Below are 25757 nucleotides of genomic sequence, written 5' to 3'. Positions count from 1 at the left end.
AAGTCTCCCCCGGATCAAAGCAGAATGTCGGTGTAGAGCTCGGATACATCCGGCTCTGCATCGTTCTGGGCGAATTCGGCGCTGTCGGCGACGATGTCGCGGACGTCCTTGTCGATCTGCTTCAGATCGTCCTCGCTTGCCCAGCCCTGCTCGAGAAGACGGGCCTTCACCTGCTCCAGCGGGTCGTGCTCGGAGCGCATCTTCTGCACTTCGTCCTTGGAGCGATACTTCGCCGGGTCCGACATGGAGTGACCGCGATAGCGATAGGTCAGCATTTCAAGGATGTAGGGGCCCTTGCCGGCGCGGCAATGGGCGATGGCCTCGTCGGCTGCGGCCTTGACCGCGCGCACATCCATGCCGTCGACCTGAACGCCGGGAATGCCGAAGCCTTCGCCCCGCTTGGAGAAGTTCGACTGCGCGGTGGAGCGCACCGTCGAAGTGCCCATCGCATAGCGGTTGTTTTCGATGATGTAGACGACCGGCAGCTTCCAGAGCGCGGCCATGTTGAAGCTCTCGTAGACCTGGCCCTGGTTGGCCGCGCCGTCACCGAAATAGGTGACCGACACCTGGTCGTTGCCGCGATACTTGTTGGCGAAGGCGAGACCCGTGCCGAGCGACACCTGGCCGCCGACGATGCCGTGGCCGCCGTAGAAGCCCTTCTCCTTGGAGAACATGTGCATCGAGCCGCCCTTGCCCTTCGACAGGCCGCCGCGACGGCCGGTCAGCTCGGCCATGACGCCGCGCGCGCTCATGCCGAGCGCGATCATGTGGCCGTGGTCGCGGTAGGAGGTGATAACCTGATCGCCATCCTTCTGGGCCATCTGCATGCCGACGACGACCGCTTCCTGACCGATATAGAGATGACAGAAGCCGCCGATGACGCCCATGCCGTAAAGCTGGCCGGCCTTTTCCTCGAAGCGACGGATCATGAGCATCTCGCGATAGGCGTGAAGCTCTTCTTCCTTGGTGAATGTCAGACTATTGGAACCGATTGAGTCGTTCCGTGCAGGCTTTGCCGTCGTTTTGCGGCTGGACGTGGACGCGGTCTTACGCGGAGCCATTCGATCCTCCCTATGTTTGCCTTTTGCCGAAAACATAGGGGAGAAAGGCCGCGTCAGCAATGCCATAATTGCATGGCTTATATTCCTTACAAGCTACTGATAAGTAAGGAATTTTTACGATTAACCAGATTTCTGTTAATCGCATTTCTCAGTGGAAAATCACGATCTCGTCGGCACGCGACATGTTGAGGTAGGAGCGCGCCTTCTCGTCGAGCATGTCACGCTCGAGCGAGCCGTCGCTCATCAGGGCCACTTCTTTTTCCAGGATCTGGCGCTGCCGCACGAGCACGTCCAGACGCGCCTGCCGTTCCATTCGTTGCCGCTCGAAATCCTCCATTCCGCGCAGACCGAAGTCGCCATGGACGGAATGATAACCGAAATAGGAAAGGAAAGCGACCGTAATCACCGGCAGAGCCAGCCGGCCGAATTTCCGCTTCTTATGATGCTTGGTCCACATGCAGGTGCCCCGATACGCAGTACAGCCAGACACTATCGGGAAGCGGTTAACCGACCATTGACCATGACGGATGGGCCAAGAAAAAACCCGCATCTTGCGATGCGGGTTTCATTATTCTGGAAAAACTGTCCTGCCCGGCTCAGCCGCGCAGGATGCTGCGGCCGGCATATTTCGCCGCCGCACCCAGCTGCTCCTCGATGCGGATGAGCTGGTTGTACTTGGCGGTACGGTCGGAGCGGGCCAGCGAGCCGGTCTTGATCTGGCCGCAGTTGGTGGCGACCGCGAGATCGGCGATGGTGGAATCTTCCGTCTCGCCCGAGCGGTGCGACATGACGGCCGTATAGCTCGCCTTGTGTGCGGTCTCGACGGCATCGAGCGTTTCGGAGAGCGAACCGATCTGGTTGACCTTGACGAGGATCGAGTTGGCGACGCCCATCTTAATGCCGTCGCGCAGGCGGGCCGAGTTGGTGACGAACAGGTCGTCGCCAACGAGCTGCACCGACTTGCCGATCTTGTCGGTCAGCGCCTTCCAGCCGTCCCAGTCGTCTTCTGCCATGCCGTCCTCGATCGAGAAGATCGGGTACTTGGCGGCCAGTTCTGCAAGGTAATCGGCCATGGCGCCGGGCTCCAGCGTGCGGCCCTCGCCTTCCAGCACGTACTTGCCGTCCTTGAAGAATTCCGTCGAGGCGCAGTCGAGCGCGATATACATGTCCTCGCCCGGACGGTAGCCGGCCTTCTCGATCGACTTCATGATGAAGTCGAGCGCGGCGGGCGCCGATGCAAGGCCCGGCGCAAAGCCGCCTTCGTCACCGACATTGGTGTTGTGGCCGTCGGCGGCGAGCTGCTTCTTCAGCGTGTGGAACACTTCCGAACCCATGCGCACGGCATCGCGAATGTTGTCGGCGCCGACGGGAACGATCATGAACTCCTGAAAGTCGATCGGGTTGTCGGCATGCGCGCCGCCATTGATGATGTTCATCATCGGCACCGGCAGGATGCGGGCGTTCGGGCCACCGACATAGCGGTAAAGCGGAAGGTTTGCGGCTTCGGCGGCAGCCTTGGCGACGGCCAGCGAAACGCCGAGGATGGCATTGGCGCCGAGGCGCGCCTTGTTCGGCGTGCCGTCCAGTTCGATCATCGTCTGGTCGACGGCGATCTGGTCTTCGGCGTCGAGGCCGCCGATGGCTTCGAAGATTTCACCGTTCACGGCGGCGACGGCGTTTTCCACGCCCTTGCCGAGGTAGCGGGTGCCGCCATCGCGCAGTTCGACGGCTTCATGCGCGCCCGTCGAGGCGCCCGACGGGACCGCGGCGCGGCCGAAACTGCCATCCTCGAGATAGACGTCCACTTCAACGGTGGGATTGCCGCGGCTGTCGAGGATCTCGCGGCCGATGATGTCGATGATAGCAGTCATGATATCGTCCTGGTTCGGGTTTATTAATCGATTAAAATCCACTTTTAATCGACCATGCGGAAATTACAATGGCGCTCTGCGCCGGAAGAACGGATGGCACATCTTCGTGTCATCCGTTTGATGGCGCTTACGCCTTGGCGATGTCGTCGAAGGCCAGAAGCTTTTCAAGAAGCCGCGGCATGTCCTTCAGGTAAACCATGTTCGGGCCGTCGGACGGCGCGTTGTCGGGGTCTTCATGCGTCTCTACGAACAGGCCGGCGACACCGACGGCAAGCGCTGCCCGCGCCAAGGTCTCGACGAATTCGCGCTGGCCGCCGGAGGAGCCGCCCTGCCCGCCCGGCTGCTGCACCGAATGGGTTGCGTCAAAGACGACGGGCGCGCCAAGCGAGGCCATGATCGGCAGCGAGCGCATGTCGGAAACGAGCGTGTTGTAGCCGAAGGAGGCGCCGCGCTCGCACAGAAGCACGTTCGGATTGCCGCTCTCGGTGAACTTCGCGAGTACGTTCTTCATGTCCCAGGGTGCAAGAAACTGGCCCTTCTTGACATTGATCGTGCGCCCGGTCTTCGCGGCGGCGACCAGAAGGTCGGTCTGGCGCGACAGGAAGGCCGGAATCTGCAGGATATCGACCGTCTCGGCGACAACCGCACACTGCTCTTCCGTGTGAATGTCGGTCAGTACGGGAAAGCCGAAATCCTTCTTCAGGTCGGCGAAGATTTCCATGGCGCTGTCCAGCCCGATGCCGCGCTTGCCGGAAATCGAGGTGCGGTTGGCCTTGTCGAAGGACGACTTGTAGACGAGACCGATGCCCAGCTTGTCGGTCAGTTCGACGAGCGTTCCGGCGATCATGTAGGCGTGGTCGCGGCTTTCCATCTGGCAGGGGCCGGCAATCAGCGAGAAGCGCTTGTCCTGCGCGAAGGTAACCTTCTTGGCGCCTTCGCCGACGACGACGGTGGAATTCGTTTTCATGTCATTCTCCAAAGACGAAGAGAGCACCCTGGCCCGGCGCCGGCGGCAACATGAGCCGGCCATCGCGCTCCGTAAAGACGACGCCCCGCTCGATCAGCAGTTGGCGGCAGTCCGACAGGCTGGCAACCGTGAAGACGACCGCCCGGCCCTTCAGCCCACGGTCCGTGCCGGCTTCGGGCGTGATCCCGTAAAACCCTTCCAGCCCGGCATCGTTGAGCACGGTAATGCGGCCGCGCGGTGTCGAGACCGACATGCCGAAGGACATGGCCTCGATCTCACGCTCATCGGCAGCTTCCTGCACCAGATACTGGAAATCCGTGGGATTCTGTTCGGACAGCACCACCTCGGAAAGCGCGGTTACGCCGTTCGCGTGCGCCTCGAGCGCCTTGCGGTCGGCGGGCAGCGGCAGGATGCGCTGCGAGGCGAAGAAGAGGAAGTCGGGGCTGCGCAGATCGGCCGCGAAAGCCAGCCGGAAGCTGCCGGTCGCGGACGTCCCGTCGGGCAGAACCATTTCGCGGGAGAATTCCAGCATAGCGCCGCCGGAAAGGCCGGCCGCGGAGTAGCGCCGGTCGTCGTCGCGCGCGTCGCTGGTCGCCATGGCAATGCCGGAAAAGCCATCCAGCCCGCGGCGGAAGCGGAAAGCCTGATCGCGCGCGACGAAGGCATTGCCCTCGCGCGCCGCTTCTTCGCATTCCTCGCGATTGGCAATGCCGAGCGGTTCCAGATAGCTGCCGTCCGACAGGAACACGCAACAGTTTTCGGTGCCGAAAGGATGGCGCGCATCCTGGGCGACGGTAAATCCCAGCGCCGTCAGTCTTTCGCGGGCAATTGCGAGGTCGGACACCGGCAGCACCAGATGGTCGATCGGGCGGGGCGTTCTCGAACTCACGGTCATGGGCAGATAATCCGGTCGTGTTTCAGGCGCCCCGTGCTTTGCATGCTTTCGGCCCGCAATGCAAGCGCCGGCACAAGCGCGGCGCCGCATCGGGAACTTTTCCGCCGCACCGACATTGCAACCGCGCATTTCAGCATCGGAGCCAGTCATTTCCAGTTCCCGCGACATTACCCAACAGCGCCAGTTGCACGAATCCCGGCCGCTCTGGGCCGACACGCCGCGCATCGGCATTCGCGCCGCACACACCCCTTCGAAGAGCGAGTATGACGTGATCGTCGTCGGCGCCGGCATTTCCGGTGCCCTCGCCGCACATGCGCTCACGGACGGGAGGCGTTCGGTTCTGGTCGTGGATCGCCGCACACCCGTTCGCGGCAGCACGCTTGCCAGCACGGCCATGATCCAGCACGAGATCGACATCCCCCTGCACAAGCTTGCCGGCATGATCGGCGTGGAGAAGGCCAATCGTGCCTGGCGCCGGTCGGCCCGCGCCGTCGAGCAATTGACGCGCATCGTCACCGATCTCGGCATTTCCTGCGCCTTCGAGCGCAAGAAGACGCTGTTCCTGGCGGGCGACGAATATGGCAGCCGCGCGCTGCGCAGCGAGGTGGAGGCGCGGCACGTCGCAGGCATCGAAGCCGATTTCGTCGACGCCGCCGCGCTCGGCCAGCAATTCGGGCTCGACCGTACCGGCGCTATCCTCAGCGATATCTCCGCATCCGCAAACCCGGCCCAGATGGCCGCGGGCATTCTGCGCGCCGCGGTCGCACGCGGTGCGGAGCTGGTAAGCCCGCTCGAAATAACCGACCTGCGCGCCACCGGCGACGGCGTCTTTCTCGCGGCGGCGGAGGGCAAGATCCTGTCTGCCGGCCACATCGTCTTCTGTTCGGGCTACGAATTTCTCAAATCGCTCGCTCAGGAGGACCATTCCGTCGTGTCCACCTGGGCGCTCGCCACCCCACCCGGCACGGACGCGCCCGGCTGGCTGAAGGACTGCATCGTGTGGGAAGGTGCCGACCCCTATCTCTATCTTCGCAGTTCACGCGACGGTCGCCTGATCGTCGGCGGCGAGGACGAGGAGAGCGAAACCGCCTACGCATCGCCCCAAAAGCTCGCAAGCAAGGCCAAGGTCATTCGCCGTAAGGCAGAAGCCATGCTCGGCACGGCCCTGCCCGATCCCGAATTCGTCTGGGCCGCCCCCTTCGGCACCACCCGCACGGGTCTGCCGCTCATCGGCGCCGTGCCCGGTCTCGACCGGGTCTTCGCCGTCATGGGCTTCGGCGGCAACGGCATCACCTTCAGCCAGATAGCCGCCGAAATCGTCTCCTCTGCCATCAGCGGCCACGGCGATACCGACGCCGACCTTTTCGCTTTCGGAAACGGCGCGAGCTGATCGACGTGCGGGAGAAAGACGACGCTCAGCTTCTTGCTTCCCCAGGAAACGGCAGCCGAGCCAATACCCTTGCAAAAGGTGGCTCCATCGTCGCTCTCAGCGTTGCCTCGAACCTGACGATCAACCATGCAAGAAGCAAAACAATGGAAACAGCGATCAGAAGAGCTGGATATCGCCCTAGCCCCATGCCGACGAACGCTGCGATCAGAATCGCCCCAACCGTCTGGTGAACCAGATAGAGTGGATAGGTAATCAGCCCAAGGCTTCGAATCACGTGGGCGTGTTTTCCCAAGCGAGAAACAAGCGCCTTGTTATAAAGCACACTTGCGAACATTAACGCCAGTATTCCCAGCCAGAAGGACAACAGCCAGAATAGTCGCTGAGGAACGATTACCTCGTCGTAGGATCTCATATTCCAGGTAATTTGGGCGATAGACCCCAAAATTCCGACACTGATCAACGCATAGACCAGCTTGTCCAGCCCCAGCCGCCACCATCTATGGAGGCCGACTCCGATAGCGAAAAAGACACCGTACCGCAGCATGGTGAGCTCCGAGAACCGGTCCGGCGCGGGAAGAAGTTCAAACACTAGGTCTCCAAAATTGAAAACCGCGCTCACCACGGCAACAATCAGCATGAATGGCGATAACCAGAGTGTTTTACCGGCAGAAATGAAGAGCAGTACGATAGCGTAGAACGCGATCTCCACCCCCAACGTCCAGTAGACATGGTCAATATATGGGCCAGCTGGAGAGAATAAGACGCTCTTTGCCCACTTTATAATATATTCGCTCACTGAATCGTTGTCAGAGATCAGAAGACAGAACAGAGATATCGTCGCGCAAATCCACGCGGCAGGTACGAGCCGCAAAACACGACCGTGCAGAAACCGCCTGCCGGTGACGTTCTCCGCGCTTAACAATATGACGAAGCCGGACAGAACGAAAAAAATCTGCACCCCGATCCAGCCGTAGCTCGGAATGCCCCCGATCTCCGGATAAGCAACGATTCCGCCGGAAATCTTGTAAGAATCTCCGGAAGGTATGCCGATCATATAAACCAGATGAAAAACTAGGACCGCCGACGCTGCGAAGAATCGGACCAAATCCAGCCCGATCACGTATTTTTCAGATCGCATGCAGCGCACTCCGGTATCCCGAGCAAACGACAATCAACCACATTTACAACAACCCGCATAGGTGTTTCGCCGCCATGCATTACAAGATTATCGCGCGCAAGCGTGGTCACACGGGCCATGAATGCCGCGCGATGACGGCCGGGAGATAGTACCGTCATTCCCGTGTCATGTGACAGTGATGTTTCTTCACGCGTAACCAACCCGGCGTCCGCCAGATGCGGCGCTCACAGGAGTTTGCGTGAATGGACATGGCTCAGGCCTTCGCCCTTGCCTCGGGCGCCCTCGTTGCGACCAATCTTGCCAGCATTCTCATCGCCGGCAGGCGGCTCAAGGCGACAGGCTTCCCACCACCGGACCTGCGCAAGAAACCGTCCGTCTCCATCGTCATTCCCGTTCGCGGCATCGAGAACTTCACGTCCGAGACGCTGTCGCGCGCCTTTCGCCTGAACTGGCCGAATTACGAGCTCCTCTTCTGCGTCGCCCACGGCAATGACCCGGTCATTGCCGAAATCGAGAAGACGGCAGCGGATTACCCGGCCGTTGCCGCGCGCATCCTCATCGGCGACGACCGCATCAGCGCCAATCCCAAACTCAACAACTGCGTGAAGGGCTGGCAGGCGGCGCGGCACGACTGGGTGATTCTTGCCGATTCCAACGTGCTCATGCCGGAGGATTACGTGCAGCACCTGATGGGCGGGTGGCGTAGCGATTCGGGCCTTGTCTGCTCGACGCCGCTCGGCTCGCGGCCGGATGGCTTCTGGGCGGAGGTGGAATGCACCTTCCTCAACACCCAGCAGGCCCGCTGGCAATATGCCGGCGAAGCGCTTGGGCTGGGCTTTGCGCAGGGCAAGAGCATGCTGTGGTACAAGCCGATGCTGGATGCCAATGGCGGCATCCACGCGCTCAATGCAGAGATCGCCGAGGACGCTGCCTCCACCAAGCTGGTCAACCGCCTCGGCCTCAAGGTGCATCTGGTGTCCTCGCCTTTCGAACAGCCGCTCGGCCGCCGCACGGGCCACGACATCTGGTCGCGCCAGTGCCGCTGGTCACGCCTGCGCCGCGTCACCTTCCCCGGCTTTTTCGCACCGGAAATCCTGCTCGGCGTCCTACCACCGCTCTCTCTCGCCCTGATCGCCGTGGCGCTGGGCTACGGCACCCTGCCCTCTGCGATGCTGCTGGTGCTTGCGGGCATTTACCTGCCAGAACTCGCGCTCGCCTTCGCCAAGGGCTGGCGCCTGTCGCGCTGGTCGGTGCCGGCCATGATCGTTCGCGACGTCATGCTGCCGGCCATCTGGCTGCGCGCCTGGCTTGGCGGTTCCATCGACTGGCGCGGCAACACCATGACCATCGGCACCACTGCCTGCGAACTGGAGGAAGCGCCCGCAAGCCCTTGAGCGGGGTCACCCCTTGCCGGCGCGCAGTCCATCCAGCACCGTTCTGAACGCGTCGACGGCTTGCCGCGACGTCTCCTCGGGCGTCTGCGAATTGGCGATCCAAAGGGCGGCGTGACTGCTTGCGCCATTGATCAGCCGCGCCGCCGCTTCCGTATCGATCCCCACCATGAGGCCATCGGCCTTCAATTGCTCGATGCTGGAACTGAGCGCGGCAATGCAGCCGTTGCTGGTCGGCCACTGCGAGATGTCGCCCAGCACCGCCGGACCGTCGCGGAACATGATGCGCTGGATTTCCGGCTCCAGCGCCATTTCGATATAGGCGACGCATTCGTCCACGAAGCCTTGCCAGCGGTTCGGCGCGGCGGCGGAGATGCGGTTGAGGCGCGCCGTCATCTCCGCGTCGATCTGCCGGATGACAGCCTGGAGAAGCCCCTTCTTATCGCCGAAATGGTGGTACAGCGCGCCCCGTGTCAGGCCCGCCGCCGCCGTAAAGTCATCCATGGACGCGCCCGCATAGCCGACCGTCCCGAAGGCGTGGCGGCCGGCGGCGATGAGCTTTGCCCGTGTTTCCGCGATCATTTCCTCGCGCGGCTTGCGCATGGCATCTCCCTTCCACATACGCCTCGTATTTTATTTGACATACGCTACGTATGCAATTACCCATTCACATACGCCTCGTATGTAGGCAATAATCATCAATAGGCAGGAGCAGGCCATGGCCAACCCCTACAAAGAAATTTTCAGCGTGCCCGGCACCAAAGGTTTTTCCGCCGCAGGCTTTTTCGCGCGTCTTCCCATCGCCATGGCGCCGATCGGCATCGTCGCCATGCTGTCGCAGGCGCATGGCGAATATTGGCTTGCCGGCGCCGTGTCGGCCACCTTCGCGCTCACCAATGCGCTGATCGCCCCGCAAGTCTCCCGGCTTGTCGATCGCTACGGACAGTCTGCGGTACTCACGCCCGCAACGGCCATCTCCGTGCTCGCCTTCCTGACGCTGATTGCAGCCACCAACCAGGGCTGGCCGGTCTGGACGCTCTTCGCCTCCGCATTTTTCGCTGCAACCATGCCCAGCATGCCGGCCATGCTGCGCGCGCGCTGGACCGGGCTTTTCCGCGACCGGCCGGAGATGAACACCGCTTTCGCCTTCGAATCGGCGGCCGATGAACTGGTCTATATCGCCGGCGCCTCGCTGTCGGTCGGTCTCGCCGTTGCGCTCTTTCCGGAAGCCGGCATGCTGGTCAGCACCGTGTGCCTCGCGCTCGGCACCCTCGCCTTCGTCCTGCAACGCGCGACGGAGCCTGCGATCCGCACGGCAAGTGGCGGCAGCCCGCAGACGTCGGCGATCCGCCTGCCGGCGGTACAGATCATCACGCTCGCGCTCGTCTTTGTCGGCGCCACCTTCGCCACGGCCGAGGTCAGTGCGGTGGCGATCACCAAGGATCTCGGGCAGCCCAACGCCGCAAGCCTCGTCATCGGCGTCTATGGCGTCGGTTCCTTCATCGTCGGCCTCCTGCTCGGCGCGATCAACCCGTCCATGCCGCTGCAAAAGCAGATGATGATTGCCGTGACAGTGCTCGGCCTCACCGCCCTGCCGCTGCCCTTTGCCGGTACGGTGCCGGTGCTGGCAATCGCGTTGTTCATAAGCGGCATCGCGATTTCGCCGACCTTCATAACCGCCTTCGGGCTGGTCGAGCGCCGCGTGCCGGCGGCCATGCTGACGGAAGGTGTCACATGGGTCACAACGGGTATCGGCATCGGCATGGCGCTGGGTGCCTTCGTGGCCGGCTGGGCTGTCGATACGTTCGGCCCGCAAAACGGCTTCTGGGTGTCCATCGCCGCCTGCGTCGGTGCCGTGCTGACGGTCGCACTCGGCCAGCGCACGCTCGCCGGAGGGGATTGTAATGATGGTGCCTGCCCGCTGCCGCAAGCAGCAGAATAACAAAAAGCCCGGCAGAAATGCCGGGCTTTTTTTGAAATCCTACCTCAAACGAGGCGGCTCTGTTCCAGGGCCGCTTCGATGAAGCTGGCAAACAGCGGATGCGGATCGAGCGGGCGGCTCTTCAATTCCGGGTGGTACTGAACGCCGATGAACCACGGATGATCGGGATATTCCACCGTTTCCGGTAGCACCCCGTCCGGCGACATGCCAGAGAACACGAGGCCGCAGCTCTCCAGCTTGTCCTTGTAGTCGACATTCACCTCGTAGCGGTGACGGTGACGCTCGGAAATATCCGTCGAGCCGTAGATATCGGCAATCTTCGTGCCGCCCTTCAGCGATGCGCGATAGGCGCCAAGCCGCATCGTGCCGCCGAGATCGCCCGACGCCGAACGCTTCTCAAGCTCGTTGCCCTTCACCCATTCCGTCATCAGGCCGACGACCGGCTCTGCCGTCTTGCCGAATTCGGTCGAGGAGGCCTTCTCGATGCCAGCGAGGTTGCGCGCGGCTTCCACGACGGCCATCTGCATGCCGAAGCAGATGCCGAAATACGGCACCTTGCGCTCGCGGGCGAAGCGCGCCGCGTTGATCTTGCCTTCCGAGCCGCGCTCGCCAAAGCCGCCGGGCACGAGAATGCCGTGCACCTTCTCCAGATACGGCGCCGGATCTTCCTTCTCGAAGACCTCCGACTCGATCCATTCGAGCTTGACCTTGATGTGGTTGGCGATGCCGCCGTGATAAAGCGCCTCGATGAGCGATTTATAGGCGTCCTTCAGGCCGGTATACTTGCCGACGATGGCGATCGTCACTTCGCCTTCCGGCGTGCTGATGCGGTCGGAAACGGTCTGCCAGGCTTCCAGGCGCGGCTTCGGTGCCGGCTCGATGCCGAAGGCGGCCAGAACCTCGTCGTCGAGGCCTTCCTTGTGATAGGCAAGCGGCACGTCGTAGATCGAGGCCACGTCGAGCGCCTGGATGACGGCGGTCGGACGCACATTGCAGAACAGCGAGAGCTTGCGACGCTCGGCTTCCGGAATTTCGCGGTCGGCACGCACCAGCAGGATATCGGGATGGATGCCCATGGCCTGCAATTCCTTGACGGAATGCTGTGTCGGCTTGGTCTTCAGCTCGCCGGCGGCCGGGATATAGGGCATCAGCGTCAGGTGAACATAAACGGCCGTGCCGCGCGGCAGGTCGTTGCCGAGCTGGCGGATCGCCTCCATGAAGGGCATCGCCTCGATATCGCCCACCGTGCCGCCGATCTCGCAAAGCACGAAGTCGTAATCGTCATTGCCTTCGGTGACGAAGTTCTTGATCTCGTTGGTGACGTGCGGAATCACCTGCACGGTCGCGCCGAGATAGTCGCCGCGGCGTTCCTTGTCGATGATGTTCTTGTAGATGCGACCGGTGGTGATGTTGTCGGTCTTGGTGGCCGAGCGGCCGGTGAAGCGCTCGTAGTGGCCGAGGTCGAGGTCGGTTTCCGCACCGTCGTCGGTGACGAACACCTCGCCGTGCTGCGTCGGGCTCATGGTGCCCGGGTCAACGTTGAGATAGGGGTCAAGCTTCCGAAGGCGAACGCGGTAACCGCGGGCCTGAAGGAGAGCTCCCAGTGCTGCTGCAGCGATGCCTTTTCCGAGGGAAGAAACCACGCCGCCTGTGATGAATACATATCGCGCCATGGGAGTCACCGGATACCTTTTCAAAATCGATTCCGCCACCGAAAAATCACCTTGGGTGTGATTTCGGAAGTCGCAATCGGCGTTTTACACAGAAGAAGGCCGGTTGGTTTTGCCAACCGGCCGGATTGTTTTTGCTTGCTTCGGCTTACTGGCCGCTCGGGACGCCGGTGTTGCCGCCGGTCTCCGCTGCGCCACCCGTCGTGGCGGGCGTTTCGCCCGCGCCGGTGGTGGCGTTGCCGCCTTCGGTCGGAACGGCGTCGGTGCCGGTCGTCGCGGGCGTCTGGTTGGTGGTGTTGCCCGTGCCCTGGCCCTGAGTGCCCTGGTTCTGAGTGCCCTGGTTCTGCTGGGCGCCGCCGTCCTGCTGGCTCTGGCCGCCGCCGAGCGCGTCGAGAACGCCGCCGGTGCCCGTCGTGCCGGGAATACGGTCGAGAATGTCGGTCGGGCGCGTCTCGTAACGGGAGTAGATTCCCATGCCGAGCGCCAGAACGAAGAACAGCGTCGCGAGGATCGCCGTCGTGCGCGTCAGGGCATTGGCCGTGCCGCGCGCCGACATGAAGCCGGAGCCGCCGCCAATGCCGAGGCCGCCGCCTTCCGAGCGCTGGATCAGCACGACGCCGATCAGCGCGACGACGACCATGAGATAAATGACGAGCAAGATGGTCTGCATGTTTAGCTATCCCGGCCAAGCGGCCAAATTTCAGGTTTGCGGCTCAATATACCAAGCCGTGCGCCATTCCAAGCCCCAGCGGTCAATCCGCCTGCCCTTTTGCAGGCAGACGAAAGAGGCTGCAAAAGGGCTTATGCCGTCAGCGCTTCATAGGCCCGGTAGATGGCAAGGAAATCGTCCGATTTCAAGCTCGCCCCGCCGATCAGCGCGCCGTCGACATTGGCGACGCCCATCAATTCCCCAGCATTGCCCGGCTTGACAGAACCGCCATAGAGAATACGCATCTTGGCGCCTTCGCCGCCAAAGCGTGTCAAAAGTTCCGCACGCATGAAGGCATGCGCTTCTTCCACGTCCTGTGCCGTCGGCGTCAGTCCCGTGCCGATCGCCCAAATCGGCTCGTAGGCGATCACTGTGTTTTCGGCCGTCGCCCCGTCCGGCACCGAGGCTGCCAGCTGGCTTTTCAGCACGTCCAGCGTCTTGCCCGCCTTGCGCTCGTCGCCCGTCTCGCCAAGGCAGATGATGGCGACGAGGTCGTTGGCATGGGCGATTTCCGCCTTGGCGCGCACCAGCGCATCGCTTTCCTTGTGATCGGTGCGGCGCTCGGAATGACCGACGATCACATGGGTGCCGAAGCAGTCGGCGATCATTTCGGCGGAAATATCGCCGGTATGCGCGCCGGATGCCTTTTCATGGCAATCCTGCGCGCCGATCAGCAGGGGGCTGTCGTCGCAAAGCGCCGTCGCCACATAGAGCAGAGTCGCCGGCGGGCAGATCAGCGTCTCCACCTTCTCGGAAAGCGGCCCCTTCACGCCTTCGGCCATCGCCTTGATCTGGTCGAGCGATGCGCGCGTGCCGTTCATCTTCCAGTTCCCGGCGACGAGCGGTGTTACATCCGGTGTCATGAGGCCTCCCTGTCCTTGAATTCTCGGGTCGCATGGGGCGTAGCAAATCGGCGTGGCCAAGGAAAGGCATGGCGAGAGCTTCGCCCCTATCCCGCTTCAGCGTGCCAGCAGGAAATTCAGCGTTTCGCGCCAGTCGGTCATGCGCACCGGCGTGCCGTGGCCGCCGGTCTGGAACAGCACGAAGCGTGTCGGAATGCCCGCCTTGCGCAGCTTGCGGAACACCGCGATCTGGTCGTTGGCCGCATAGACCTTGTCGCTGTCGCCATGGGTGAAATAGACCGGCAGCTTGGCCTTGAACCCCGGCGTCTTGGCGTAGTCGCCATCCGCCGCCCCGCCCATCAGCACCATGCCGAACAGGCTTTTCACCGCCGTGGCGTCGCGCACCACGCGCGCGCAGATGAAACTGCCCATGGAGGCGCAGGCGAGAATGACGGGCGCATCGGGCGAGAGCGCCTTGGCCCGCAGGATGAGGCCGGAAATGCGCGCCGCTCCGGCATCGTCGAACGACGGCACGCTCGGCGCGTAATAGACGCCACCGTTCTGCACCGCGAGGTTCTTCAGGCGGTTGAAGTTTCCGCCGAAGGTCCAGTCGTTGTTGCCGAGCCGCCGGTCGCCGCCACGCCCGTGGATGAAGATCACGGTGAAGGCCGCCCCCTCGCCCTTGCCGGTCATGGCGACATCGAGCTTGCCGGCCGGCGTATCGACCGTCACCGCCTGCGTCGCCTTCTTCACCGCCGTCGAGACATAGGCGGATTTTACACGCCGCTCCGGCACCTGGTCGCGCCCGTTGATGTCGCGCATTTCCTGATAATCGACGACGCGCAGCGCCCCGTCGTCGGCCGTTTCCACCACAGTGCCGTAGCCGAACAGCTCGTCCTTCCAAGGCTTGAGCGTGAGTGCCGAGGCCTGATGGGCGGCCAGCCCGGTGAAAACGGCGGCCAGAACGAACCGGCGAAGGCAATCAACTGTGGACTGAGCCATGAACACGCACTCCCTTGGGGTGGCGATACTTGCCATTCGCCCGGATGCAAAGCAATCCTCGTGGCGCGGACGGTGCAGCCCGAGTTCGCGAAAACCCGCAGAATCTGGCAGAGTCGCAAGTGATTCGCCGCCCACCTCATTCCGCCACGCCTCGCTCCGCAGGGATCGACGGCTGAAAGCGGCAGACGGAACAAACTCTGAACGGCCCATGCAAGACGACAGCAACGACCTTTTCGCCAGCCTGCCATCCCAGCCCGCCCCGGAACCCGTGGCGCGGGAGGAAAAGCCCATGCCGCGCGCCGTCGCGGTACCAGTGCCGGCCCCGCCGGCTGTCGGCGGCGATTACGACGCCTCGGCGATCCGCGTGCTGGAAGGGCTGGAGCCGGTGCGCATGCGTCCCGGCATGTATATCGGCGGCACGGACGAGAAGGCGCTGCACCACCTCTTCGCCGAAGTCATCGACAACTCGATGGACGAGGCCGTCGCCGGCCACGCCAATTTCATCGAGGTCCATCTCGATGCCGAGGGCTTCCTGACCGTCACCGACAACGGCCGCGGCATCCCGGTCGAGAACCATCCGCAGATGCCGGGCAAGTCGACGCTCGAGGTCATCCTCACCGTGCTGCATGCCGGCGGCAAGTTCGACGGCAAGGCCTACGAGACATCCGGCGGCCTGCACGGCGTCGGCGTGTCCGTCGTGAACGCGCTGTCGGATCAGCTCGAGGTCGAGGTCGCCCGCAACAAGAAGCTCTACCGCCAGCGCTTTTCGCGCGGCAAGCCGGTCGGCGGGCTGGAAGAGCTCGGCGACGTGCACAACCGCCGTGGCACGAAGGTTCGCTTCCACCCGGATCCGGAGATTTTCGGCGCGCATGCCCGCTTCGATCCCGGCCGTGTCTTCCGCATGGCGCGTTCCAAGGCCTATCTTTTCGGCGGCGTCGAAATCCGCTGGAGCTGCGATCCCGCGCTCCTGCCCGAGGGATCCGAGACGCCCGAAAAGGCGGTCTTCCACTTCCCCGGCGGCCTGAAGGATTATCTGCAGGCCACGCTCGGCAAGGACTACACCGTCACGCGCGAAATCTTCGCCGGCAAGAGCGAGAAGTCGGGCGGCCACGGCTCGCTGGAATGGGCCGTCACCTGGTACGGTGGCGATTCGCTCATCCACTCCTATTGCAACACCATCCCGACGGCCGATGGCGGCACGCACGAGGCGGGCCTGCGCATCGCGCTCACCAAGGGCCTCAAGAACTACGCCGAGCTGACCCAGAACAAGCGCGCCAAGGACGTCACCACAGACGATGTGATGATTTCGGCGGTCGGCATGCTCTCCGTCTTCATCCGTGAGCCGGAATTCGTCGGCCAGACCAAGGACAAGCTGGCGACCGTCGAGGCCCAGCGCATTGTCGAGAACGCGCTGCGCGACCCGTTCGACCACTATCTTGCCGATAATCCCGCCGAAGCCGCCAAGCTGCTCGAATGGGTGATCGAGCGCGCCGAAGAGCGCATGCGCCGCCGCAAGGAAAAGGAAGTCTCGCGCAAGACCGCCGTGCGCAAGCTGCGCCTGCCCGGCAAGCTCGCCGACTGCTCGCAGAGCTCCGCCGAGGGTGCGGAACTCTTCATCGTCGAGGGCGATTCGGCCGGCGGCTCCGCCAAGCAGGCGCGCAACCGCGCCAACCAGGCCATCCTGCCGTTGCGCGGAAAAATCCTCAACGTCGCCAGCGCCGGCCGCGAAAAGCTCGGTGCCAACCAGCAGATTTCCGATCTGGTTCAGGCGCTCGGCTGCGGCACGCGCTCGAAATACCGCGACGAGGACCTGCGTTACGACCGCGTCATCGTCATGACCGATGCCGATGTCGACGGCGCCCACATCGCCTCGCTGCTCATCACCTTCTTCTATCAGGAGATGCCGGATCTGATCCGTGGCGGGCACCTCTATCTCGCCGTCCCGCCGCTCTACCGCCTCACACAAGGCGGCAAGACGCTCTATGCCCGCGACGATGCGCACCGCGAGGAGCTGATGCGCACCGAGTTCAACGGACGCGGCAAGGTCGAGATCGGACGCTTCAAGGGTCTGGGTGAAATGCTGCCGGCCCAGCTCAAGGAAACGACGATGGATCCGAAGAAGCGCACGCTTCTCAAGGTCGCAATCGATGACGTCGATTTCGAAGGCACCCGCACGGCCGTGGACGACCTGATGGGCACGAAGCCCGAGGCACGTTTCCGCTTCATCCAGGAGCGTGCGGTCTTTGCCGACAACCTCGATATCTGAGGCGGAAATGCCTTACTTTCGCGCCATTGCCGGCCTCTAACCGGCAGCATCGATCCCGGAGAAACGGCCATGAAAGCTGCGCTCATCGTCATGACGCTCATGGGCTGCGACGACAGCGCGACCCAGTGCCACTATATCGATACGGTCGACCGTTCCTGGCAGAGCGTGGCGCTCTGCGATGCGCAGGCGGAAACCTACATCAACCGACATCAGGACAAGAACTATCCTGTCATCGTGGCAGTGTGTGAAACCGCCAGCGACCGCATGACGGCGGAAGTCACGCCGACACCCGATCCCGCGCCCGCCGACACGACCGTCCAGACCCCGCTGCCATTGCCGGCAGAAACGGTCGAGGCCCGTCAGGGCCTTGCGGCACGCACGCTGAATTTCCTGAAGAAGGCCATTCCCGATCGCCAGTCCCTGAAGGCTGCCGTCACCACGCCGATACGCTATGCCGAGGACGGCTATTCCTGGGTCGCCAAACGCTTCGCCGACTGATTGCCTAAAAAACGATGTGCTGACGGCTGGATCGGACGAATCCTGTCGTCAGGCAGCCTCTCGCGTGGCGATCAGCGCATAGCTGCGCGCCGTCTGGCGCTGTTCGGCAATGGCAAGGCGCTCGACCAGTTCGAGCATCGCCTGGCAGGCGGCATTGCCCATGGCGCGGCTGCGCACCAAAAGCATCTCTGAAACGGAATGCAGCCCGCCCCCGCCCTTGGCCTCGCGCCGCCAGAGCATTGTCGCCTCGGCAAAGAGCGCGCTGACATCGGCGCCGAGCCCGGTGGTTTCATAGAGCGCCCGCACGGCCGCCTCGCGGCCATTGGACAGGAGGGAGCGAACCCGTCGTTCCTCCTGGCCGGAGAGGTTGGCAATGGCGGCAACGAAGAATTCCGCACGGCCGGTGCACAGCGCATGCATCAGGAAAACCGGCGTCAGCCGGCCCGTGACGCGAAGATGCTCGACCAGCGCCGGCATTTCCGCGGCAGCAACCTCCGCCACCATGCCGATCGTTGCGACATCGCAGGCTTCACGCGTGATACGCTCGACCCGACCCGTTCCCACCGCCGCCTGGATGAGGCCGAAGCCTGCAAGCGCCGTGCCGACCTTCTCGACAAGCGCATGGCGGGCATCGCTCGGCAGGTCATCGCGGTCGAGCAGCAGCGCGCGGATATCCGCGTCATGACCCAGCCGCTCGGCAATGCGCGTCAGGCTGCGACGCGATAGCATGGCGCCTTCGTTTTCCAGAAGCGCCAGCACGTCCTCGACGCCCCCCACCTCGGCAAGGGCGGCGGAGACCGCCCGCGAGACATGGCTGCGATTGGCGATCAGCATGCGCGTCACGTCGCTGCCCTTGGCGACAAGATCGACCAGATCGGCATCCGTCAGCAGGCACGAACACAGAATGATATGGGCCGCGATCTCGGGCTGGTCCTCGGCAAGCGGCAGGATCACGGCACGCGGCGCGTCGGCGCAGGACGCAAGTGCCTCGGCCAACGCCAGCCGCACCTTGGGCGCGGGATCGTCGAGCAGGAAGATCATCGCCATCTCGGCGGCGCGCCGGTCACCGGGTGCAATGCGCGCCTTCGCATAGGCCCGCGCCAGAACGCTGGCAGCCTTGGCCCTGTCGGCTGCCCGCGCGGTCTCGATCCAACGGAGGAATGCATGAACGATCAATGGACGCCCCAAACGCCTGCGACTTCTAGTAAAATGACCCTATCGGCAAAGTGTTTAAGATTGGTTCACCATATCCGTTAACGCCCCGGTCATTGCCAGACAGAGGTCCCGCCCCTTAAGAAGAGGCATGAAAACGCTGCCCCGCGCCCTCTTCTTCATGCCCCTCGCCGCGCGCGCGGCAACGGCCAGCCGTGACCCCGGCCCAATAGAGACCGGGCACACCTTTCCCATCGTGGATAGCGAATCGACCGTGGAAGACCTGCGCACGATCCTTGCCGCCGGCACGCCGGTGATCGGTCTTGCCGGCTGCCGGAATGGGGCTGACATCCAGCGCGTCGCTACCCTGCTTTCGGTGGCAGAAGCGCAACTGGAGCATGCGGATGGCACAACGCTCATCCTCGCCCTGACGAACGGAATCCTGCCTGCCCCGATAGCCCCTGACAGCCTCTCCGGAAAGTCCGCACGGCTGGCCGCGCTGGTCTGGGATCGTTTCGCGCTGGAAAACGCACTCCCAACGGCAACGCCGCACACTGAAAACGGCGAGTGTACAGTCGCCTTCGCAGCGGCGCGCGGGGCCGTACTGCTCACCGCAGCGGCCGCCGGCGTCCCCGCATATGACTGCGCAATCGATCTCGAAGGCGGCACCCTTCAGCGGAACTGTGAAATCTCGCAAGACGAGGGCTTCTACGGCCGGGTCGCACACAACGCAGCCCAGGCCGCCATTATCGAAGCGACCTATCACCGCGGCTGACGCGCCATCAGTCCGCCTTGGGGCGAACCATGGCGAAAACGCCCGTGCCGCCATCGGTGTAATCCATATAGCCCATGCGCCCGAGCGGCCGCGCCACGGCCATGTCGACCATGCCGTCGCGCAGGATTTCCGCGCTGATATGGATACCCAACACCTGGCCGAACACGACCCAGTTGTCCGTCTCGCGCCCGTCGAGATCGAGCGGCCGCAGGATCTGCGTCATGCGGCATTCGAGTGCCGCATAGGCCTCACCCACATAGGGGGCATCGACGAGCCGCGCGCTGACCGGCGTCAGCCCCGCGATCTCGAATTCGTTGACCCCGCGCGGCACGGCGATCGAGCTTGCATTCATCTCCTTCGCCAGATGATGGCTGGCGAGCGAGCAGGTGAAGACGCCCGTCTCTTCGATATTCGTTACGCTGTCCTTGTGGCCGCTGGAGGAGAACATCACGAGCTTCGGCCGGTCGGCCACCGCATTGAAGAACGAATAGGGCGAAAGGTTCAGCCGCCCGTCAGCCGCCCTAGTGCCGATCCAGCCGATCGGGCGCGGCGCGACGATCGCCTTGAAGGGATCGTGCCGCAGCCCGTGCGCGTTTTTCGCCGCCTCGTAGAACAGCGCGTCAGGCGTCATCGCCGACCCATGTCACGATATCCGAAAGCTCGGGACGCGGCCGCTCCGTCGGCGGCACGGTCGCCGTGCCGATATGGATGAAACCGGCGACCTTTTCACCTTCGTTGATGCCGAGGATCGAATAGGCTCGCGCGTCGAAGGCGTACCATTCGGTCAGCCAGTTGGAAGCATAACCGTGTGCGTTAGCCGCCATGACGAGGTTGAGGCAGACCGCGCCGGCAGACATGACCTGCTCCCATTCCGGGATCTTGAAATGCGGCGCGGCACGGCTGACGACGGCTACCACGACGGGCGCGCGGGTCAGCCGCGTCTTCTCCACCTTCACCATCTCCTCCGAGAGATCGGGCTTGTCGCCCATCGCGATCGTCGCCAGCGCCTCGCTGATGCGCTTGCGCTCCGCACCACGGTAGACGATGAAACGCCACGGCGCGAGCTTGCCGTGGTCGGGCACGCGCGAAGCAAGCGTCAGCATCGCCTCGACCTCCTCTTTGGAGGGGCCGGGCTCGCCCATCTGGAAGGCGGGAATGGACCGGCGGGTCGAAAGGTAATCGATCAGCTTGATTTCGGTTTTCATCGGGAGAGAGTTCCAATACCTTGGCGCGCGAAAGCGGCCTTGAAAATGCCATTCGGGACTGTTTGGAAATGCGTCAGGGTCCGGCGAAATTGGGGATGCCGAGCATCGGAGCGAAGCGTACGAAAGTCCGCCCGCACCGGAAGCGCGGAAATCGCCATTTGCAGCCCGTCATCAAGCATTCACAACAGTCCCTGTGCCGGCTCCTCAAGTGGAGCCTTACAGTCAGGAAGTCAACCAGTCCATGCGCATGCCTCTCCATCCTGTCGCTGTCGTAAGTCTCGCCCTTGCGAGCTTTACCTCTTCCCTCGCGCCGGTTTACGCGCAGGACACGGTCGAGAGCTTTTCCCAGATTTCCAAGCCCGCCGTGAAGGGTGGAAAGCTCACCTCCTTCAACCCCATCGTGACGGGCGAAGCGACGCCGGACAATCTGCGTGACGTCACCTGCGAGGCGCTGCTGACCAAGGACGGCCAGCCGATGCGCAGCGGTTTGACCTGGCGCGTCTTCTCGCCCATCCCGGCGGCCGACGGCAAGCTGCCGCTGCTCGCGACCTCCGAGGGCGGCACGGCGGCCTTCCAGCTCGTGCCGGGCGAGTATTTCGTCAACGTGGCCTTCGGCCGCGCCGGCGCCACCAAGAAGCTTGTCGTTCCCGATCAGGGCAAGGTCGACAAGCAGGTGATGGTACTCGATGCCGGCGGCATCATGCTGAATGCCGTCTCCGGCTCGGACGTCCGCATACCGCCGAAGGAACTGAGCTTTTCCGTCTATTCTTCGGAGGTCCGCGAGGATGGCGAACGCAACCTCGTCGTCGCCGATGTGAAGCCGAATTCCGTCGTGCGGCTCAACGCCGGCACCTACCATGTCGTCTCCGATTACGGCACGGTCAACGCGGTCATCCGCGCCGATATCCAGGTGGAGGCCGGCAAGCTGACGCGCGCCACGATCCAGCACCGCGCCGCCAAGCTGACGCTCAAGCTCGTCGCCGAGCCGGGCGGCGAGGCGATTGCGGATACCGCCTGGTCGATCCTCACCTCGTCGGGCGACACCGTGTCGGAAAGCGTCGGCGCCTTCCCGACGCTCGTTCTGGCGGAAGGCAGCTATATCGCCGTCGCCCGCAACAAGAACCACATCTACCAGCGCGATTTCAACGTGCAGGCCGGCGTCAACACGGATGTCGAGGTGCTGCTCGACGAGAAGGACAACGACCAGAAGGCCGCCGCCCAGGACGTCGTCGACTGATCAGCCGGCCCGCCTCAGGAACGACCGGCGCGCCGGCGCCATGGCGAAGACCGCATCGTGCAGCCGCGCCATGATGCCCTTGCGATCGCCTGCCGCAAGCGCGGCCCAGGGAATGGTCGCACCGATGCGCGCCGTGATCGTCGACCCGGACAGCCTTCGGAATTCGCGGATCAGCAGCGACAATCTCAGCGTCAGCGATACCTTGCTGGCGAGATGGAAGAGCGGCCCGTTCTGCCCCTCGAAATAGACCGGAATGACATTGGCCTCTGCCGCCTGCACCAGCTTGGCCGGAAACATCTTCCACGGCAGGTCCTGCGCACGGCCGAACACGTTTTTCGCCGTCGCTACGCCGCCCGCCGGAAATACCACGACCGTGGTGCCGGCCTTCAGCAGCCGCACCGCCTCGGTGCGTGTCGCCATGTTGAGCGCCAGCGCCGCCTTGGACTCCTCGAAGGAGACCGGCAGCGCGTAGGGCTGCATTTCCGGCACCTTGAGCAGATCGTTGTGGATCATCACGCGGAAGGGCCGGCCGAGTTGTTCGGCAAGCGCCAGCACCGCGATGCCGTCACCGATGCCGAAGGGATGGTTGGCGACGATGACCAGCGGCCCTTCCGGCAGGTCGACCGGCGGCCAGACACCGCGCACGGCCAGCCGCACGTCGATGAGGTCGAGCATGTCGCCGAAGACGCGTGCGCTGGTGCCTACGATGGATGTGCGCCAGATGTCGTAGAGCCGCGCATAGCGGTCGCGCCCGGCGAGCCCCTCCATGGAGCGGATGAACCACCGCTTGAGCCGCGGATCGTTCTCGTTGGCATAGGACAGCTGCCTGAACCGCACGGGCATTCCCCAAAAAAATGATCCCGCACCACTAGCACGGGATCATGAAGGTTTTCAGACAGATGGCCGGGCGCTCACGCGAGCCTGTCGCGCTTGCGCTTGAGGTCCGGCGGCATCGCCTCGTCGGCGAGCGAGGCAATCGCCTCGTCGAGCGTCATCGATGTCTGGTTCTGCGAGCCGAGGCGGCGGATGTTGACCGTGCGCTCTTCCGCCTCGCGCTTGCCGCACACGACGATAACAGGCACCTTGGTCACGGAATGCTCGCGGACCTTGTAGTTGATCTTCTCGTTGCGGAAGTCGGTATCGACCGTCAGCCCCGCCTCGCGCAGCGCCTCGGCCACCTCGCGGCCGTAGTCGTCGGCCTCGGAGGTGATGGTCGCGACCACCACCTGCTGCGGGGCGATCCACAGCGGCATATGGCCGGCAAAGTTCTCGATCAGGATGCCGAGGAAGCGTTCCATTGAGCCGCAGATGGCGCGGTGGATCATGACGGGCTGCTTCTTGTCGGAATTCTGGTCGATATAGAAGGCGCCAAAACGTTCCGGCAGGTTGAAATCGACCTGCGTGGTGCCGCACTGCCATTCGCGGCCGATGGCGTCCTTCAGCGTATATTCGAACTTCGGCCCGTAGAACGCGCCCTCGCCCGGCAGGATGCCGGTCTTGATGCGTCCGCCGGACTGCGCCTCGATCTGCTTCAAGACATCCATCATGACGCTTTCCGCCCGGTCCCACAGTTCGTCGGAACCGACGCGCTTTTCCGGACGGGTTGAAAGCTTCACCACGACCTCGTCGAAGCCGAAATCCTTGTAGACCGACAGGATCAGGTCGTTGATGCGCAGGCATTCCGCCGCCATCTGCTCGTCGGTGCAGAAGACATGCGCATCGTCCTGCGTGAAACCGCGCACGCGCATCAGCCCGTGCAGCGCGCCCGAAGGCTCATAGCGATGCACGTTGCCGAATTCCGCAAGGCGCACAGGCAGTTCACGGTAAGACTTCAGACCATGCTTGAAGATCTGCACATGGCCCGGGCAGTTCATCGGCTTCAGCGCGAAAACGCGCTCGTCGTCCGTCTCGTCGCCGGCGACGGTCACCTTGAACATGTTGTCACGGTACCAGCCCCAGTGGCCGGAGGTTTCCCACAGCGACTTGTCGAGCACCTGCGGCGCGTTCACCTCTTCATAGGTGCCGGCGAGACGACGGCGCATATAGGCGACGAGCGTCTGGAACATGCGCCAGCCCTTGCCGTGCCAGAACACGACGCCCGGCCCTTCCTCCTGGAAATGGAACAGGTCCATTTCGCGGCCGAGACGACGGTGGTCGCGCTTTTCGGCTTCGGCGAGGATGTTGAGATAGGTGTCGAGCTCCTCCTGCGTGCGCCAGGCAGTGCCGTAGATGCGGGTCAGCATCGGGTTGTTCGAGTCACCGCGCCAGTAGGCGCCGGCGACCTTCATCAGCTTGAAGGCCGTGCCGATCTGGCCGGTGGCGGCCATGTGCGGGCCGCGGCACAGATCGAACCAGTCGCCCTGGTAATAGATCTTGAGGTCCTGCCCCGCCGGGATCGCATCGACCAGCTCGACCTTGTAGGCCTCGCCCTTGTCGGCAAACACCTGACGCGCCTTCTCGCGCGACCAGATTTCCTTGGTGAAAGGCTTGTTGCGCTGGATGATCTCCTTCATGCGCTTTTCGATCTTGGGCAGATCGTCGGGCGTAAAGGGCTCGTTCTTGGCGAAGTCGTAGTAGAAGCCGTTGTCGATGACCGGGCCGATGGTCACCTGCGTGCCGGGCCAGAGCTCCTGCACGGCCTCGGCCATGACGTGCGCGGCATCGTGACGGATCAGCTCCAGCGCGCGGTCGTCCTCGCGGGTGACGATCTCGATCCGCCCGTTCGAAACGGGATCGGAGAGATCGCGCAGCTCGCCGTCGAGCGCAATGGCAATCGCCTTCTTGGCCAGCGACTTGGAAATCGCCTCCGCCACATCACGCCCCGTCGAGCCCGCGGGATATTCGCGAACGGAGCCATCGGGAAATGTCAGGGAAACAGGTGCAGACATGAAATTCTCCTATCCAGTCCCGCCAACGAATGCGGGTGGTATGCGAAGGGAAGAGGCCGGATGCCCCGGCGCGTGCGTCGCGCGGTATACGGGGATTTTGTGGGGATTGGAAGGGGTGAACCCTATGATCGCTTTCGAGCCAAAGTATTCATTGATTATGGTGCCCCGTCCGCTCGACGGCTGCTTTGCGCCAAAAGCGGCCGTCGCGGCTGCTGCTATTTTTCGCCGGAACCTCAGTATCGCCTTCGAGGCGTTTTTGTTTAGAATGCCACAATGGCCCAAGGAATTGGAATCGGTCTGTCACGACGCTTCTACGAGAGCCTCGTTGCGCCCGTACTCAGAGAGCATTTCCCCGATCTTCCGTACTGCGCATGCAGGATAGGGTGGGGTTCAGAGGTTCTTGGTTATGATACGAAGCTGTCAGCGGATCATGATTACGGGCCATGTGTTCAAATCTTTCTGGCAGAAGATAGCTTTCCTTCAACGGCCGAAGCTCTCATGCACCGTTTCGACGAGGGCCTGCCCTCAACCTTCGAAGGCTGGTCTGTTCGCTTTTCCCGGAATGTTCGACCGCCGAAGACGTATCCTGAACTCGGTTTGTTGGGCTCAGACCACGGCGTCGAGCTTTATACGCTATCTGCTTGGTGCAAGCAGTTCTTGAGGCGCGAGTTTGGCACGGGCCTCACCGTGCGCGACTGGCTATCTTACCCCGAGCAACTCTTCTTGCTGGTGACATCCGGGGGCGTATTTCGAGACGACTTGGGCGAACTCACCGCGCTACGAGATCGGATGGCCTACTTTCCGCGCGACGTGTGGCTTTACAAACTTGCGGCTCAGTGGGGTCGTATTGCCGAAGAA

24 protein-coding genes are annotated in these 25757 nt (G+C 63.1%); 8 read left to right on the top strand and 16 right to left on the bottom strand.

The genetic code is table 11. The features are described 5' to 3' along the window. Positions 1 to 14: 14 nt before the first annotated feature. From pdhA to MKI86_RS00100, 5 genes are all read right to left on the bottom strand, one after another. On the bottom strand, positions 15 to 1061 hold the full coding sequence (gene pdhA / locus MKI86_RS00120) for a pyruvate dehydrogenase (acetyl-transferring) E1 component subunit alpha (protein ID WP_241595548.1): 1047 nt from the start codon (positions 1059 to 1061) through the stop codon (positions 15 to 17). A gap of 148 nt (positions 1062 to 1209) precedes the next feature. Beyond that, positions 1210 to 1518, bottom strand: coding sequence for an FtsB family cell division protein (locus tag MKI86_RS00115; protein ID WP_160872407.1), 309 nt, complete (start codon positions 1516 to 1518; stop codon positions 1210 to 1212). 139 nt (positions 1519 to 1657) lie between these two features. Beyond that, entirely contained in the window at positions 1658 to 2932 is a 1275-nt protein-coding gene (eno, locus tag MKI86_RS00110) for a phosphopyruvate hydratase (RefSeq protein WP_241595546.1), read from the bottom strand. A 127-nt stretch (positions 2933 to 3059) separates the two neighbouring features. After that, complete coding sequence (gene kdsA / locus MKI86_RS00105; RefSeq protein WP_241595544.1) at positions 3060 to 3899, bottom strand: 3-deoxy-8-phosphooctulonate synthase; 840 nt, start codon at positions 3897 to 3899, stop codon at positions 3060 to 3062. Between the two features lies 1 nt (position 3900). After that, positions 3901 to 4794 carry a VOC family protein gene (locus MKI86_RS00100; RefSeq protein ID WP_241595541.1) on the bottom strand — a complete coding sequence of 298 codons (894 nt, stop codon included), beginning with the start codon at positions 4792 to 4794 and terminating at the stop codon, positions 3901 to 3903. Between the two features lie 184 nt (positions 4795 to 4978). On the opposite strand from MKI86_RS00100, the gene MKI86_RS00095 reads away from it, so the two are divergent. Continuing rightward, positions 4979 to 6184 carry an NAD(P)/FAD-dependent oxidoreductase gene (locus tag MKI86_RS00095; protein WP_241595538.1) on the top strand — a complete coding sequence of 402 codons (1206 nt, stop codon included), beginning with the start codon at positions 4979 to 4981 and terminating at the stop codon, positions 6182 to 6184. 25 nt (positions 6185 to 6209) lie between these two features. Here the strand turns inward: MKI86_RS00095 and MKI86_RS00090 are convergent, their stop codons facing one another. Continuing rightward, positions 6210 to 7322 (bottom strand): acyltransferase family protein, encoded by a 1113-nt coding sequence (locus MKI86_RS00090; RefSeq protein WP_241595535.1) that lies wholly within the window; start codon positions 7320 to 7322, stop codon positions 6210 to 6212. 242 nt (positions 7323 to 7564) lie between these two features. On the opposite strand from MKI86_RS00090, the gene MKI86_RS00085 reads away from it, so the two are divergent. Further along, entirely contained in the window at positions 7565 to 8716 is a 1152-nt protein-coding gene (locus tag MKI86_RS00085; RefSeq protein WP_241595532.1) for a ceramide glucosyltransferase, read from the top strand. A gap of 6 nt (positions 8717 to 8722) precedes the next feature. Here the strand turns inward: MKI86_RS00085 and MKI86_RS00080 are convergent, their stop codons facing one another. Then, positions 8723 to 9316 (bottom strand): TetR/AcrR family transcriptional regulator, encoded by a 594-nt coding sequence (locus MKI86_RS00080; protein WP_241595529.1) that lies wholly within the window; start codon positions 9314 to 9316, stop codon positions 8723 to 8725. A 115-nt stretch (positions 9317 to 9431) separates the two neighbouring features. Here MKI86_RS00080 and MKI86_RS00075 point away from each other — a divergent pair, with 115 nt between their 5' ends. Next, positions 9432 to 10655 (top strand): MFS transporter, encoded by a 1224-nt coding sequence (locus MKI86_RS00075; protein ID WP_241595526.1) that lies wholly within the window; start codon positions 9432 to 9434, stop codon positions 10653 to 10655. Between the two features lie 44 nt (positions 10656 to 10699). On the opposite strand, the gene pyrG is transcribed toward MKI86_RS00075, so the two are convergent. From pyrG to MKI86_RS00055, 4 genes are all read right to left on the bottom strand, one after another. Continuing rightward, the gene (pyrG, locus tag MKI86_RS00070; RefSeq protein WP_134652182.1) at positions 10700 to 12328 is read right to left on the bottom strand and encodes a CTP synthase; all 1629 of its coding nucleotides are present in this window, start codon (positions 12326 to 12328) and stop codon (positions 10700 to 10702) included. A gap of 145 nt (positions 12329 to 12473) precedes the next feature. Beyond that, positions 12474 to 12995, bottom strand: a complete 522-nt coding sequence (secG, locus tag MKI86_RS00065; protein ID WP_241595523.1) for a preprotein translocase subunit SecG — start codon at positions 12993 to 12995, stop codon at positions 12474 to 12476. Between the two features lie 131 nt (positions 12996 to 13126). Beyond that, complete coding sequence (gene tpiA / locus MKI86_RS00060) at positions 13127 to 13897, bottom strand: triose-phosphate isomerase (RefSeq protein ID WP_241595520.1); 771 nt, start codon at positions 13895 to 13897, stop codon at positions 13127 to 13129. Positions 13898 to 13993: 96 nt separating this feature from the next. Then, positions 13994 to 14878, bottom strand: coding sequence for an alpha/beta hydrolase (locus tag MKI86_RS00055; RefSeq protein ID WP_241595517.1), 885 nt, complete (start codon positions 14876 to 14878; stop codon positions 13994 to 13996). 208 nt (positions 14879 to 15086) lie between these two features. Here MKI86_RS00055 and parE point away from each other — a divergent pair, with 208 nt between their 5' ends. Beyond that, positions 15087 to 17144 (top strand): DNA topoisomerase IV subunit B, encoded by a 2058-nt coding sequence (parE, locus tag MKI86_RS00050; RefSeq protein WP_241595514.1) that lies wholly within the window; start codon positions 15087 to 15089, stop codon positions 17142 to 17144. 69 nt (positions 17145 to 17213) lie between these two features. Continuing rightward, complete coding sequence (locus MKI86_RS00045) at positions 17214 to 17642, top strand: hypothetical protein (protein ID WP_241595511.1); 429 nt, start codon at positions 17214 to 17216, stop codon at positions 17640 to 17642. Between the two features lie 48 nt (positions 17643 to 17690). On the opposite strand, the gene MKI86_RS00040 is transcribed toward MKI86_RS00045, so the two are convergent. Beyond that, the gene (locus MKI86_RS00040) at positions 17691 to 18818 is read right to left on the bottom strand and encodes a DUF2336 domain-containing protein (protein ID WP_241595507.1); all 1128 of its coding nucleotides are present in this window, start codon (positions 18816 to 18818) and stop codon (positions 17691 to 17693) included. Positions 18819 to 18945: 127 nt separating this feature from the next. Here MKI86_RS00040 and MKI86_RS00035 point away from each other — a divergent pair, with 127 nt between their 5' ends. Beyond that, on the top strand, positions 18946 to 19569 hold the full coding sequence (locus MKI86_RS00035; RefSeq protein ID WP_241595504.1) for an aldolase/citrate lyase/malate synthase family protein: 624 nt from the start codon (positions 18946 to 18948) through the stop codon (positions 19567 to 19569). Positions 19570 to 19576: 7 nt separating this feature from the next. Here MKI86_RS00035 and MKI86_RS00030 read toward each other — a convergent pair whose 3' ends face one another. Further along, complete coding sequence (locus MKI86_RS00030; protein WP_241597705.1) at positions 19577 to 20185, bottom strand: flavin reductase family protein; 609 nt, start codon at positions 20183 to 20185, stop codon at positions 19577 to 19579. Positions 20186 to 20189: 4 nt separating this feature from the next. Beyond that, entirely contained in the window at positions 20190 to 20774 is a 585-nt protein-coding gene (locus MKI86_RS00025) for a nitroreductase family protein (protein WP_241595501.1), read from the bottom strand. A 241-nt stretch (positions 20775 to 21015) separates the two neighbouring features. Here MKI86_RS00025 and MKI86_RS00020 point away from each other — a divergent pair, with 241 nt between their 5' ends. After that, positions 21016 to 22011, top strand: a complete 996-nt coding sequence (locus tag MKI86_RS00020; RefSeq protein ID WP_370879845.1) for an RgsD C-terminal domain-containing protein — start codon at positions 21016 to 21018, stop codon at positions 22009 to 22011. On the opposite strand, the gene MKI86_RS00015 is transcribed toward MKI86_RS00020, so the two are convergent. Then, a complete protein-coding gene (locus MKI86_RS00015; protein WP_241595498.1) occupies positions 22012 to 22848 on the bottom strand; it encodes a lysophospholipid acyltransferase family protein in 837 nt (278 codons plus the stop codon). A 74-nt stretch (positions 22849 to 22922) separates the two neighbouring features. After that, the gene (gene thrS, locus MKI86_RS00010) at positions 22923 to 24899 is read right to left on the bottom strand and encodes a threonine--tRNA ligase (RefSeq protein WP_241595495.1); all 1977 of its coding nucleotides are present in this window, start codon (positions 24897 to 24899) and stop codon (positions 22923 to 22925) included. 498 nt (positions 24900 to 25397) lie between these two features. Between thrS and MKI86_RS00005 the strand changes: the two genes are divergently transcribed. Beyond that, a partial coding sequence (locus tag MKI86_RS00005; protein ID WP_241595492.1) for a DUF4037 domain-containing protein occupies positions 25398 to 25757 on the top strand: 360 nt, incomplete at its 3' end.

Source organism: Shinella sedimenti (genome assembly GCF_022601905.1).
GTDB classification, from domain to species: Bacteria; Pseudomonadota; Alphaproteobacteria; order Rhizobiales; family Rhizobiaceae; genus Shinella; species Shinella sedimenti.
The sequence above is the reverse complement of the archived record's forward strand: the minus strand, read 5'-3'. Positions and strand labels throughout refer to the sequence as shown.